This window comes from Enterobacter sp. 302C9 (genome assembly GCF_034106085.1).
GTDB classification, from domain to species: domain Bacteria; phylum Pseudomonadota; class Gammaproteobacteria; order Enterobacterales; family Enterobacteriaceae; genus Enterobacter; species Enterobacter asburiae_B.
Map to the genome: position 1 here is coordinate 15,900 of NZ_JAWNBW010000018.1, position 13,299 is coordinate 29,198.

Consider the following 13,299-nt stretch of genomic DNA (forward strand, 5'->3'; position numbering starts at 1 on the left):
ACACACAATCGCGGTAAACCGGTTGTTGAAGCGCTCTGCACGGGATAATTATCAATAAACACATGTAGATCGAGGCTGATTATGAAGAACATCGTTTTATGCTGTGCAGCGGGAATGTCAACCAGCATGCTGGTTCAACGTATGAAAGACGCCGCGCAGAAAAAAGGGGTTGAAGTCACCATTAAAGCCGTTCCGGTTGCGGAGTTTAAAGACAACATCGCGACGGCCGACATCGTATTGCTGGGGCCACAGGTTAAATACGAGCAGGCCAAGCTACAGGCGCAGGCCGAGCCGCTGGGTAAAAAGGTCGCGGTGATCGACATGATGGATTACGGCATGATGAAAGGCGATGCCGTCCTGGAAAAAGCGCTCAAACTTCTGGAGTCATAATGGAAGACTTAGAAACCACGATTATGGAACTGCTGGTCAACGCAGGCGCGGCGCGCAGTGCGGCCCTGACGGCGCTACAGATGGCGCGTAAAGGTGAGTTTGACGAAGCAGAAAAAGCGATGGAAGAGTCGCGCGAATATGTGAAGCATGCGCACACGATCCAGACGCAGCTTATCGGTTTTGACGAAGGGACCGGGAAGCTTCCGGTTAACCTGATCACCGTCCACTCTCAGGATCACCTGATGAACGCGATGGTCATTCAGGATCTGGCGGGCGATATGATTGAGCTTTATCGACGGATCCCGTTGGTAAACTGATTACCTACAGATGTAAAAAAACCCGCCGAGGCGGGTTTTTTATTGTCGGGTGGCACTGAGCTTACCCGACCTACGAGGCACATGCCCGGTAATGTTCATCACCGGGCATCAACGATTACTCGTTGTCGGAACCGCCCAGACCTGCGTTCAGCAGTTCTGCCAGGCTCGCGGATGCATCTTCAGCAGTCACCTGCGGTGCAGCTGGCAGTTCGCCCGCAGCACGACGACGCATACGATCCTGGTGGTACGCATAACCGGTACCCGCCGGGATCAGACGACCCACGATGACGTTCTCTTTCAGACCGCGCAGTTCATCACGTTTACCAGCAACAGCGGCTTCGGTCAGGACACGAGTCGTTTCCTGGAACGATGCTGCAGAGATGAAGGACTCGGTTGCCAGAGACGCTTTGGTGATACCCAGCAGATCGCGCGAGAAGGTCGCACCGATTTTGCCGTTCGCTTCCAGTTCGCGGTTAGCGATCTTGACGCGTGAGTATTCAACCTGCTCGCCTTCCAGGAACTCGGAGCTGCCTGCGTTTTCGATGGTTGCTTTACGCAGCATCTGACGAACGATAACTTCGATGTGCTTATCGTTAATCTTAACGCCCTGCAGACGGTAAACGTCCTGTACTTCGTTGGTGATGTAACGCGTTACCGCGTGGACGCCACGAAGACGCAGAATGTCGTGCGGAGCTTCTGGACCATCGGAAACCACGTCACCACGTTCTACACGTTCACCTTCGAACACGTTGAGCTGACGCCACTTAGGAATCATCTCTTCGTACGGTTCGCTGCCATCTACTGGAGTGATAACCAGACGGCGTTTCCCTTTGGTCTCTTTACCGAAGGAGATGATACCGCTGATTTCAGCCAGGATTGCAGGCTCTTTCGGACGACGTGCTTCGAACAGGTCCGCAACGCGTGGCAGACCACCGGTGATGTCCTTGGTACCGCTGGATTCCTGTGGAATACGCGCCAGAGCATCACCCGCACCGATCTGAATGCCATCTTCCAGCTGAACGATCGCTTTACCTGGCAGGAAGTACTGCGCAGGCATGTCGGTACCAGGGATCAGAACGTCGTTACCCTGAGCATCAACGATTTTCAGTGCAGGACGCAGATCTTTACCACCGGTAGTACGTTCAGCAGAATCCAGAACCACCAGAGAAGACAGACCGGTCAGCTCGTCGGTCTGACGAGTAATGGTCTGGCCGTCGATCATGTCAGTGAAGCGGATGAAACCACTTACTTCGGTGATAACCGGCATGGTGTGTGGATCCCAGTTTGCAACGGTTTCACCGCCGGCAACCTGCTCGCCATCACCTTTCGCCATAACCGCACCGTAAGGCACTTTATAGCTCTCTTTGGTACGACCGAATTCGTCGATCAGCTTCAGCTCGGTGTTACGAGAGGTCACAACCAGCTTGCCAGCGGAGTTAACAACAGACTTCGCGTTGCTGAGCTTGATGCTACCTTTGTTTTTCACCTGGATGCTGGATTCAGCAGCCGCACGAGATGCCGCACCACCGATGTGGAACGTACGCATCGTCAGCTGTGTACCCGGCTCACCGATCGACTGTGCCGCGATAACGCCGATTGCTTCACCTTTATTGATGATGTGGCCACGCGCCAGGTCACGACCGTAGCAGTGCGCACATACACCAAAGTCGGTGTCACAAGATACAACGGAACGTACTTTCACGGAGTCAACAGAGTTCGCTTCCAGCAGATCACACCAGTGCTCGTGCAGCAGCGTGTTGCGTGGAACCAGAATGTCTGCAGTGCCCGGCTTCAGAATGTCTTCCGCGGTCACACGACCCAGAACGCGATCGCGCAGTGGCTCTTTAACATCACCACCCTCGATAACCGGGGTCATGGTGATACCTTCGAGGGTGCCACAATCGTCTTCGGTCACAACCAGATCCTGAGCAACGTCAACCAGACGACGCGTCAGATAACCGGAGTTCGCAGTTTTCAGTGCGGTATCCGCCAGACCCTTACGAGCACCGTGGGTGGAGATGAAGTACTGGAGTACGTTCAGACCTTCACGGAAGTTCGCGGTGATTGGCGTTTCGATGATGGAGCCATCTGGCTTCGCCATCAGACCACGCATACCTGCCAGCTGACGAATCTGTGCTGCGGAACCACGCGCACCGGAGTCGGCCATCATGTAGATGCTGTTGAAGGAAACCTGCTGCTCTTCTACGCCGTCACGGTTAATCACGGTTTCGGTCTGCAGGTTATCCATCATCGCTTTGGATACACGATCGTTCGCCGCTGCCCAGATATCGATAACTTTGTTATAGCGTTCGCCCGCGGTAACCAGACCCGACTGGAACTGCTCCTGGATCTCAGCAACTTCGGCTTCCGCTTCAGAGATGATCTCGTGTTTCTTCTCTGGGATGACCATGTCATCAATACCAACAGATGCACCTGAACGCGCTGCATAAGCAAAGCCGGTATACATTGTCTGGTCAGCGAAGATAACGGTCGGCTTCAGACCCAGAATGCGGTAACAGGTGTTCAGCATTTTGGAGATCGCTTTCTTGCCCAGCGCCTGGTTGACGATGGAGAAAGGCAGACCTTTCGGTACGATCATCCACAGAATGGCACGGCCAACGGTCGTGTCTTTCAGGCTGGTTTTCGCAACGAATTCGCCGTTTTCATCTTTTTCGTATTCGGTGATACGCACTTTAACGCGCGCATGCAGAGAGGCCAGGCCAGCGCGATAAATACGCTCAGCTTCTTTCGGGCCAGTCAGCACCATGCCTTCGCCTTTGGCGTTAACACAGTCACGGGTCATGTAGTACAGACCCAATACAACGTCCTGAGAAGGAACGATGATAGGTTCACCGTTCGCTGGGGACAGGATGTTGTTGGTAGACATCATCAGCGCACGCGCTTCGAGCTGGGCTTCCAGCGTCAGCGGTACGTGAACAGCCATCTGGTCACCATCGAAGTCGGCGTTATATGCCGCACAAACCAGCGGGTGCAGCTGAATAGCTTTACCTTCGATCAGGACTGGCTCAAATGCCTGGATACCCAAACGGTGCAGAGTTGGTGCACGGTTCAGCAGTACCGGGTGTTCGCGGATAACTTCGTCCAGGATATCCCAAACGACAGCTTCTTCACGCTCAACCATTTTCTTAGCGGCTTTGATGGTGGTGGCCAGGCCACGCAGTTCCAGCTTGCCGTAGATGAACGGTTTGAACAGCTCCAGTGCCATTTTCTTCGGCAGACCGCACTGATGCAGACGCAGGTATGGACCTACGGTGATTACAGAACGACCGGAGTAGTCAACACGCTTACCGAGCAGGTTCTGACGGAAACGACCCTGTTTACCTTTGATCATGTCGGCCAAAGATTTCAGAGGACGTTTGTTAGAACCGGTGATCGCACGACCGCGACGACCGTTATCCAGCAGGGCGTCAACCGCTTCCTGCAGCATACGTTTTTCGTTGCGTACGATGATGTCCGGCGCAGCCAGATCCAGCAGACGTTTCAGACGGTTGTTACGGTTGATAACGCGACGATACAGATCGTTCAGATCGGACGTTGCGAAACGACCACCATCCAGCGGAACCAGTGGACGCAGATCTGGCGGCAGAACCGGCAGAACGGTCAGGATCATCCACTCTGGTTTGTTACCAGACTGAACGAACGCTTCCAGCAGTTTGATACGCTTGGTCAGCTTTTTACGTTTGGTTTCGGAGTTGGTTTCGTTCAGCTCTTCACGCAGCTGCTCGCACTCTTGCTCCAGATCCATGCTCTTCAGCAGGGCCTGAATAGCTTCCGCACCCATCTTCGCGTCGAATTCGTCACCGAACTCTTCCAGCGCGTCCAGATACTGCTCTTCAGTCAGGATCTGATGACGTTCCAGGTTCGTCATCCCGCCTTCGATAACCACATAAGATTCGAAGTACAGAACACGTTCGATATCGCGCAGCGGCATATCCAGCAGCAAACCGATACGGGACGGCAGAGATTTCAGGAACCAGATGTGAGCGGTCGGAGACGCCAGCTCGATGTGGCCCATGCGCTCACGACGCACTTTGGTCTGGGTCACTTCAACGCCGCACTTCTCACAGATCACACCACGGTGTTTCAGGCGCTTGTACTTACCGCACAGGCACTCGTAATCTTTTACTGGCCCGAAAATACGCGCACAGAAAAGGCCGTCACGCTCAGGTTTGAACGTACGGTAGTTGATGGTTTCCGGCTTTTTAACTTCACCGAATGACCATGAACGGATCATGTCTGGCGAAGCCAGAGCAATTTTGATCGCATCAAACTCTTCGGTTTTAGTCTGCGCTTTCAGAAACTTTAATAAATCTTTCACGGATTTGCTCCCGTCGGAGTTAGCACAATCTGGTGCCGGGGGTTAACCCGGCACCAGTGACCTGTTTGAGCGAGAATTACTCGTCTTCCAGTTCGATGTTGATACCCAGCGAACGAATCTCTTTCAACAGTACGTTGAAGGATTCTGGCATGCCCGGCTCCATCTGATGGTTGCCGTCCACGATGTTTTTATACATCTTGGTACGACCGTTCACGTCATCAGACTTAACGGTGAGCATTTCCTGCAGGGTGTATGCCGCGCCGTATGCTTCCAGCGCCCACACTTCCATCTCCCCGAAGCGCTGACCACCGAACTGTGCCTTACCACCCAGCGGCTGCTGAGTAACCAGGCTATAAGAACCGGTAGAACGAGCGTGCATCTTGTCGTCGACCAGGTGGTTCAGTTTCAGCATGTACATGTAACCTACGGTTACCGGACGCTCGAACTGTTCACCGGTACGGCCGTCAAACAGCGTAATCTGACCAGACGTTGGCAGACCACCCAGTTGCAGCAGCTCTTTAATTTCAGCTTCTTTCGCACCATCGAAGACCGGCGTTGCGATTGGCATACCTTTTTTCAGGTTCTCAGCCAGACGCAGCACTTCTTCATCGCTGAAGGTATTCAGGTCGACTTTCTGACGCACGTCGGTACCCAGATCGTAGGCACGCTGGATGAATTCGCGCAGTTTCGCGACTTCTTCCTGCTGCTTCAGCATGGCGTTAATCTTGTCGCCAATACCTTTCGCAGCCATACCCAGGTGAGTTTCCAGGATCTGACCGATGTTCATACGAGACGGTACGCCCAGCGGGTTCAGTACGATATCTACCGGCGTACCGTTAGCATCGTGCGGCATATCTTCGATCGGGTTGATCTTAGAGATAACACCCTTGTTACCGTGACGACCTGCCATCTTATCACCAGGCTGGATCTGACGTTTAACAGCCAGATACACCTTAACAATCTTCAGCACGCCTGGTGCCAGATCGTCGCCCTGAGTGATTTTGCGGCGTTTCGCTTCGAGTTTTTTCTCGAACTCGTGTTTCAGTTCGTCATACTGCTCAGCCAGCTGTTCCAGCTGATTTTGTTTCTCTTCGTCGGTCAGGCCCAGTTCCAGCCAGCGATCGCGTGGCAGTTTGTCGAGCTTCTCAGCTTCAACGCCACCGGCAACCAGCACCGCATAGATACGGCTGAACAGACCCGCTTCGAGGATCTGCAGTTCTTCAGACAGGTCTTTCTTAGCCTGTTTGAGCTGCATCTCTTCGATTTCCAGCGCACGCTTATCTTTCTCAACGCCGTCACGGGTGAAGACCTGAACGTCGATAACCGTACCGGAAACACCGTTTGGTACGCGCAGAGAAGAGTCTTTAACGTCAGACGCTTTCTCACCGAAGATTGCACGCAGCAGTTTCTCTTCTGGCGTCAGCTGGGTTTCACCTTTCGGTGTAACCTTACCAACCAGAATGTCGCCGCCGGTCACTTCCGCACCGATGTAAACGATACCGGATTCATCCAGTTTGGAGAGCGCAGCTTCACCCACGTTAGGGATGTCAGCGGTGATCTCTTCTGGCCCCAGCTTGGTGTCACGGGACACACATGCCAGTTCCTGAATGTGGATGGTGGTGAAACGATCTTCCTGAACCACACGCTCGGAGACGAGGATGGAGTCTTCGAAGTTGTAACCGTTCCACGGCATGAACGCTACGCGCATGTTCTGACCGAGCGCCAGTTCACCGAGGTCGGTGGACGGACCGTCTGCCAGCACGTCGCCGCGCTCAACTGGCTCACCCAGAGATACGCAAGGCATCTGGTTGATACAGGTGTTCTGGTTAGAACGGGTGTATTTGGTCAGGTTATAAATATCGATACCAGCTTCGCCCGGATACATCTCGTCTTCGTTAACTTTGATAACGATACGGGATGCATCGACGTACTGAACAGTACCGCCACGTTTAGCAACCGCAGTAACACCGGAGTCAACGGCAACAGCACGTTCCATACCGGTACCAACCAGCGGCTTATCAGCGCGCAGAGTTGGAACGGCCTGACGTTGCATGTTCGCACCCATCAATGCACGGTTGGCGTCATCGTGTTCCAGGAACGGGATCAGGGACGCACCGACGGATACCACCTGCTGGGTGGATACGTCCATGTAGTCAACCTGATCGCGACTGAACAAGCTGGATTCGCCTTTGCTACGGCAGGTAACCAGATCTTCTACAAAGTGGCCTTCGTCATCCAGGTTGGAGTTCGCCTGAGCGATAACGTAGTTGCCTTCTTCGATAGCAGACAGGTAGTGAATTTCGTCGGTTACAACACCGTCAGTCACTTTACGGTACGGGGTCTCGAGGAAACCGTATTCGTTAGTCTGTGCGTACACGGACAGGGAGTTGATCAGACCGATGTTTGGACCTTCAGGCGTTTCGATTGGACATACGCGACCGTAGTGCGTCGGGTGTACGTCTCGAACTTCAAAGCCTGCGCGTTCACGGGTCAGACCGCCTGGGCCGAGTGCAGAGATACGACGTTTGTGCGTAATCTCAGACAGCGGGTTGTTCTGGTCCATGAACTGAGACAGCTGGCTTGAACCGAAGAACTCTTTCACTGCTGCAGAAATCGGCTTGGCGTTGATCATATCCTGAGGCATCAGGGTATCCAGATCGCCCAGAGACAGACGCTCTTTCACCGCACGCTCTACACGTACCAGGCCAACGCGGAATTGGTTTTCCGCCATTTCGCCTACGGAACGGATACGACGGTTGCCGAGGTGGTCGATATCGTCCACTTCGCCTTTACCGTTACGGATATCGATGAGCTTCTTCATCACTTCGATGATGTCGTCTTTGCTCAGGATACCGGAACCTTCGATTTCGTCGCGCAGCAGAGAACGGTTGAACTTCATACGACCAACCGCGGACAGATCGTAGCGGTCTTCGGAGAAGAACAGGTTCTCGAACAGGCTTTCCGCCGCTTCGCGAGTTGGTGGCTCACCAGGACGCATCATGCGGTAGATTTCTACCAGCGCGCTCAGACGATCGGTGGTTGGGTCAACGCGAATAGTCTCAGAGATATACGCGCCGTGATCCAGATCGTTGGTGAACAGCGTTTCGATACGTTTGTGACCAGACTGGCTCAGCTTAGCCAGCAGATCCAGGCTCAGCTCCATGTTCGCTGGGCAGATCAGCTCACCCGTTGACTCATCAACGTAATCTTTCGCGGCTACTTTTCCTGCAATGTACTCAACCGGAACTTCGATGAGTTTGATATCATCTTTTTCCAGCTGGCGGATGTGGCGCGCGGTGATACGGCGACCTTTTTCCACATACACTTTGCCGTCGGCTTCGATGTCGAACGACGCGGTCTCGCCACGCAGACGTTCCGGCACCAGCTCCATCTGCAGCTTGTTGTCGCGGATTTCAAAGATCACTTTCTCAAAGAACAGGTCCAGGATCTGTTCAGTGGTGTATTGCAGCGCACGCAGAATGATGGTTGCAGGCAGCTTACGACGACGGTCGATACGGACAAACAGGTTGTCTTTCGGATCGAACTCGAAGTCCAGCCATGAACCACGGTAAGGAATGATGCGTGCGTTATACAGTACTTTACCGGAAGAGTGTGTTTTACCTTTATCGCTGTCGAAGAAGACGCCCGGGCTACGATGCAGCTGGGAAACGATAACACGCTCAGTACCGTTGATAACGAAAGTACCGTTGTCTGTCATGAGTGGAATTTCACCCATGTAGACTTCTTGTTCTTTAATGTCTTTTACGGTGCCTTCCGGCGCTTCGCGCTCGTAGATCACCAGACGCAGTTTTACGCGCAGCGGTGCGGAATAGGTCACGCCACGGATCTGACATTCCTGAACGTCAAACACCGGTTCGCCAAGGCGGTAGCTGACGTACTGCAGCTCGGAGTTACCGCTGTAGCTCTGAATCGGGAACACGGAGCGGAAGGCTGCTTCCAGACCGTACTGCCCTTCAGGATCTTGCTCGATAAACTTCTGGAACGAGTCAAGCTGGATAGAAAGGAGATATGGAATGTCCAGAACTTGTGGACGTTTACCAAAATCCTTACGAATACGTTTTTTCTCGGTATAGGAGTAAACCATAGGGTTCCTCAGCTCGCTGACAAGTCGACCCATCTGTCCGACGAAGGGACAGTTTGTGCAACACCATTTTGTGGACCGGAAAATTGAATACTTTCCGCAATACCTGTTGCTATCACGCTTAAATCATTTCGTCGCGATTTACACAGAGCGAGCACCCTGTCGCAATATATTAAGTCGTCGATAGAAACATGCATTGTCAGGACAATCAGCAGTCAAACAGTGTGAAATGCTACTGATGCCTTACAGCGCAAAAAGGCTGGTGACTAAAAAGTCACCAGCCATCAGCCTAATTACTCAGGCTGCAACCAGAAAAGTTGGCTTATTTAACTTCAACTTCAGCGCCAGCTTCTTCCAGAGATTTTTTCAGTGCTTCTGCGTCGTCTTTGCTCACGCCTTCTTTCAGCGCAGCTGGAGCAGATTCTACCAGGTCTTTAGCTTCTTTCAGACCCAGGCCAGTTGCGCCACGTACTGCTTTGATAACAGCAACTTTGTTAGCGCCAGCAGCTTTCAGAATTACGTCGAATTCAGTTTTTTCTTCAGCAGCTTCAGCCGGGCCCGCAGCTACAGCTACAGCAGCAGCAGCAGAAACACCGAATTTTTCTTCCATTGCAGAAATCAGTTCTACAACGTCCATTACGGACATAGCTGCAACTGCTTCAATGATTTGATCTTTAGTGATAGACATTTAAATTGTTCCTGAAAATCAGAATAAGTTTATACGTAAGCAAATGCTTTATAAAGATAACTGCGATTAAGCAGCTTCTTTCGCATCGCGAACAGCAGCCAGAGTGCGAACCAGTTTGCCAGCCGAAGCTTCTTTCATGGTTGCCATCAGGCGTGCAATTGCTTCTTCGTAGGTCGGCAGGGTTGCCAGGCGATCGATTTGCGATGCCGGGATCAACTCACCTTCAAAGGCTGCAGCTTTGACCTCAAATTTTGCATTCGCTTTCGCGAACTCTTTGAACAGACGAGCAGCAGCGCCCGGGTGTTCCATAGAGTATGCAATCAGGGTCGGACCAACAAACGTGTCTTTCAGGCACTCGAACTGAGTACCTTCAACTACGCGACGCAGCAGGGTGTTACGAACAACACGCATGTATACGCCAGCTTCACGACCTGCTTTACGCAGTTCAGTCATTTTGTCTACAGTAACGCCACGGGAATCCGCAACTACTGCAGACAGCGCGCCTTTGGCTACTTCGCTGACTTCAGCAACAATCGCTTGTTTGTCTTGAAGATTTAAAGCCATTAGCTTTGCTCCTGGATGTTTGCCGGAACTCATGTTCCGGAACTCACTTCACTCTCCCAAACGGAAAGAGCGTCTTAATACGGTGAGCAGAAACAAGCCAGAGTATCCAAAAATAATCTTAGCGTTCTGTCACCGTCTACGCAGGGGATTAAGTCTCTTGCGAAACACCTGCGGTCTTCGACGGAGGCTTGGATTAGGCCAGGCTCCAACGAACAAATCTTTTAGCCGCTAACTTTCGTTAGCAAACGTGGGGGTAAGATTGTAGACAAAATCACCGCCCACGTAAAGGCATTAGTTTGCAGCAGCGCTCAGGCCAGCCTGGTCAACTGCAACACCTGCACCCATGGTGGTGGAGATGCTAACTTTCTTGATGTACACGCCTTTCGCCTGAGTTGGTTTTGCTTTTTTCAGCGCAACCAGCAGAGCTTCCAGGTTTTCTTTCAGTTTGTCAGCGTCAAAGTCCACTTTACCGATGGTGGTGTGGATGATGCCGTTTTTGTCGTTACGATAACGAACCTGACCTGCTTTAGCGTTCTTAACCGCTTCAGCAACGTTAGGAGTTACAGTACCGACTTTCGGGTTAGGCATCAGGCCGCGTGGACCCAGAACCTGGCCCAGCTGGCCAACAACGCGCATTGCATCTGGAGAAGCAATAACAACGTCAAAGTTCATTTCGCCTTTCTTGATCTGATCAGCCAGATCTTCCATACCTACCAGTTCAGCGCCGGCAGCTTTAGCAGCTTCAGCGTTTGCACCCTGAGCAAATACAGCTACGCGAACGGAACGGCCAGTACCGTGTGGCAGTACAGTTGCGCCACGAACGTTCTGATCGGATTTACGCGCGTCGATACCGAGGTTAACGGCAACGTCAACGCTTTCAACGAACTTAGCAGTTGCCAGTTCTTTCAGCAGAGCGATAGCTTCGTTGATGTCGTACTGTTTGGTCGCATCAACTTTGTCACGGATCACGGACATGCGCTTGGTCAGTTTAGCCATTTCTTAGTCCTCCACTACCAGGCCCATGGAACGTGCAGTACCTTCGATTGAGCGAGTCATCGCTTCAATGTCGGCACCAGTCATGTCGGCAGCTTTGGTCTGCGCGATTTCCTGCAGCTGAGCGCGGGAAATTTTACCCACTTTGTCTTTGTTCGGTTTACCGGAACCAGACTTGATACCAGCCGCTTTCTTCAGCAGAACAGCTGCTGGAGGGGTTTTGGTAACGAAAGTGAAAGAACGGTCAGCGTAAACAGTGATTACGACTGGGATTGGCAGACCTTTTTCCAGGGATTCGGTTTTGGCGTTGAACGCTTTACAGAATTCCATGATGTTCACACCCTGCTGACCCAGAGCTGGACCAACTGGTGGACTTGGGTTCGCCATACCAGCTGCAACCTGCAGCTTGACGTAGGCTTGTACTTTCTTAGCCATTGTAAAATCCTCTGATTGGGTGATAGCGCCTCAGGGAGGCTCCCCGTGAATAAAATTCGTTTTACGGGCCGGGCCCATAAAAACAAAAGGCGCGAAATTGTATTCCAATCTCGCGCCCTGTGCAACGATTAAATCGCCGCTTTTTTGATCGCTGCTTAGGCTTTTTCGACCTGCGCAAAGTCCAGTTCTACCGGGGTCGCACGACCGAAGATAGAAACAGAAACTTTCAGGCGGGACTTCTCGTAGTCCACTTCTTCAACCACACCGTTAAAGTCAGCAAACGGACCGTCGCTAACACGAACCATTTCACCCGGTTCAAACAGCGTTTTCGGACGCGGCTTATCACCCACCTGCTGCAGGCGGTTCATAATCGCATCAACTTCTTTGTCGCTGATTGGCGCCGGACGGTCAGACGTGCCGCCGATAAAGCCCATCACGCGCGGTACGCTGCGCACCAGGTGCCAGCTCGCGTCGTTCATCACCATCTGAACCAGCACGTAACCCGGGAAGAATTTACGCTCGCTTTTGCGACGTTGGCCGCCACGGATCTCAACCACTTCTTCGGTCGGAACCATAACTTCGCCAAATAACTCTTCCATGTTGTGTAATTTGATATGCTCACGCAGCGACGTTGCTACGCGGCCTTCAAAACCGGAAAACGCCTGAACGACGTACCAACGCTTTTTAGGGGCTTCAGACATCTTAGAACCTCAGGCCAGTAATAAAGGAAACCAGGCGAACCAGAATACCATCCAGTCCCCACAGGATCAGTGACATTACCGCAGTCACTGCAGCCACGATCAGCGTGGTGTGCAATGTTTCCTGGCGAGTCGGCCAAATGACCTTGCGGACTTCGGTACGTGCTTCGCGAGCGAAAGCAACGGTTGCTTTACCCTTAGTCGTCAACAGCGCGACACCGCCCGCTGCAGCAATCAGAATCACCACTGCCAGCGCGCGGAGCGGCAGCATCATGTCACGATAAAGATAGTTGCCAACGATTGCCACAATCAGCAGCACGGCAACAGCGACCCACTTCATCGCTTCCAGGCCGCGCCCGCTCCCTTGAGCTTCGGTATTCGCACTCATAAACCAACCTGTCAGAAGAATTCTACAAATAATTTCACCCCGCGATTGCGAGGCGAGCCAAATCGAAACGCTAATCCCTTTATGGATTATACGCTCTCTGCAGAGCCTGTCTCAGCAATGATTATGACAAAAATAATCACTGATGAGCCAGGTTCTGATGTGAAAGCGTGCAAAAAGGGCATCAAATGATGCCCTTTTCATGCGCATTGCGTCAAATGTTATCAGCGATTAGCCGAGAACTTTAGCAACCACGCCCGCGCCAACGGTACGGCCACCTTCACGGATTGCGAAACGCAGACCGTCGTCCATCGCGATTGGGTGGATCAGAGTCACAACCATCTTGATGTTGTCGCCTGGCATTACCATCTCAACGCCTTCTGGCAGT

10 protein-coding genes and 1 pseudogene are annotated in these 13,299 nt (G+C 52.4%); 2 read left to right on the forward strand and 9 right to left on the reverse strand.

Going from position 1 to position 13,299, the window contains the following annotated elements; all coding sequences use genetic code 11:
* Positions 1-81 precede the first annotated feature (81 nt).
* Together UR289_RS21330 and UR289_RS21335 are read left to right on the forward strand one after the other, a co-directional pair.
* Positions 82-390, forward strand: coding sequence for a PTS sugar transporter subunit IIB (locus UR289_RS21330; protein WP_023334100.1), 309 nt, complete (start codon positions 82-84; stop codon positions 388-390).
* Positions 390-707 (forward strand): PTS lactose/cellobiose transporter subunit IIA, encoded by a 318-nt coding sequence (locus tag UR289_RS21335; RefSeq protein WP_033146992.1) that lies wholly within the window; start codon positions 390-392, stop codon positions 705-707. The genes UR289_RS21330 and UR289_RS21335 overlap by 1 nt, the downstream gene beginning before the upstream one ends.
* A 115-nt stretch (positions 708-822) precedes the next feature.
* On the opposite strand, the gene rpoC is transcribed toward UR289_RS21335, so the two are convergent.
* The 9 genes and pseudogenes from rpoC to tuf all read right to left on the reverse strand — a co-directional run.
* The gene (gene rpoC, locus UR289_RS21340; protein ID WP_023309968.1) at positions 823-5,046 is read right to left on the reverse strand and encodes a DNA-directed RNA polymerase subunit beta'; all 4,224 of its coding nucleotides are present in this window, start codon (positions 5,044-5,046) and stop codon (positions 823-825) included.
* Positions 5,047-5,122: 76 nt separating this feature from the next.
* The gene (rpoB, locus tag UR289_RS21345; protein ID WP_023334099.1) at positions 5,123-9,151 is read right to left on the reverse strand and encodes a DNA-directed RNA polymerase subunit beta; all 4,029 of its coding nucleotides are present in this window, start codon (positions 9,149-9,151) and stop codon (positions 5,123-5,125) included.
* A gap of 319 nt (positions 9,152-9,470) precedes the next feature.
* Entirely contained in the window at positions 9,471-9,836 is a 366-nt protein-coding gene (gene rplL / locus UR289_RS21350) for a 50S ribosomal protein L7/L12 (RefSeq protein WP_006176746.1), read from the reverse strand.
* A gap of 66 nt (positions 9,837-9,902) precedes the next feature.
* The gene (gene rplJ / locus UR289_RS21355) at positions 9,903-10,400 is read right to left on the reverse strand and encodes a 50S ribosomal protein L10 (RefSeq protein ID WP_001207203.1); all 498 of its coding nucleotides are present in this window, start codon (positions 10,398-10,400) and stop codon (positions 9,903-9,905) included.
* Between the two features lie 291 nt (positions 10,401-10,691).
* Positions 10,692-11,396, reverse strand: coding sequence for a 50S ribosomal protein L1 (gene rplA, locus UR289_RS21360; RefSeq protein WP_006810530.1), 705 nt, complete (start codon positions 11,394-11,396; stop codon positions 10,692-10,694).
* Between the two features lie 3 nt (positions 11,397-11,399).
* Positions 11,400-11,828: a 50S ribosomal protein L11 gene (rplK, locus tag UR289_RS21365; protein WP_008503452.1), complete on the reverse strand. Its 429-nt coding sequence runs from the start codon at positions 11,826-11,828 to the stop codon at positions 11,400-11,402.
* A 155-nt stretch (positions 11,829-11,983) separates the two neighbouring features.
* Complete coding sequence (gene nusG / locus UR289_RS21370) at positions 11,984-12,529, reverse strand: transcription termination/antitermination protein NusG (protein ID WP_002438628.1); 546 nt, start codon at positions 12,527-12,529, stop codon at positions 11,984-11,986.
* Position 12,530: 1 nt separating this feature from the next.
* Positions 12,531-12,914 carry a preprotein translocase subunit SecE gene (gene secE / locus UR289_RS21375; RefSeq protein WP_014068449.1) on the reverse strand — a complete coding sequence of 128 codons (384 nt, stop codon included), beginning with the start codon at positions 12,912-12,914 and terminating at the stop codon, positions 12,531-12,533.
* Positions 12,915-13,142: 228 nt separating this feature from the next.
* A pseudogene (gene tuf, locus UR289_RS21380) lies at positions 13,143-13,299 on the reverse strand (elongation factor Tu); the annotation flags it as partial.

What these genes read in the sequence shown, in the direction of transcription:
- UR289_RS21330 (WP_023334100.1), top strand. Translation starts at nt 82, where the DNA reads ATGAAGAACATCGTTTTATGCTGTGCAGCGGGAATGTCAACCAGCATG.
- UR289_RS21335 (WP_033146992.1), top strand. Translation starts at nt 390, where the DNA reads ATGGAAGACTTAGAAACCACGATTATGGAACTGCTGGTCAACGCAGGC.
- rpoB (WP_023334099.1), bottom strand. Translation starts at nt 9,151, where the DNA reads ATGGTTTACTCCTATACCGAGAAAAAACGTATTCGTAAGGATTTTGGT.
- rplL (WP_006176746.1), bottom strand. Translation starts at nt 9,836, where the DNA reads ATGTCTATCACTAAAGATCAAATCATTGAAGCAGTTGCAGCTATGTCC.
- rplJ (WP_001207203.1), bottom strand. Translation starts at nt 10,400, where the DNA reads ATGGCTTTAAATCTTCAAGACAAACAAGCGATTGTTGCTGAAGTCAGC.
- rplA (WP_006810530.1), bottom strand. Translation starts at nt 11,396, where the DNA reads ATGGCTAAACTGACCAAGCGCATGTCCGTGATCCGTGACAAAGTTGAT.
- rplK (WP_008503452.1), bottom strand. Translation starts at nt 11,828, where the DNA reads ATGGCTAAGAAAGTACAAGCCTACGTCAAGCTGCAGGTTGCAGCTGGT.
- nusG (WP_002438628.1), bottom strand. Translation starts at nt 12,529, where the DNA reads ATGTCTGAAGCCCCTAAAAAGCGTTGGTACGTCGTTCAGGCGTTTTCC.
- secE (WP_014068449.1), bottom strand. Translation starts at nt 12,914, where the DNA reads ATGAGTGCGAATACCGAAGCTCAAGGGAGCGGGCGCGGCCTGGAAGCG.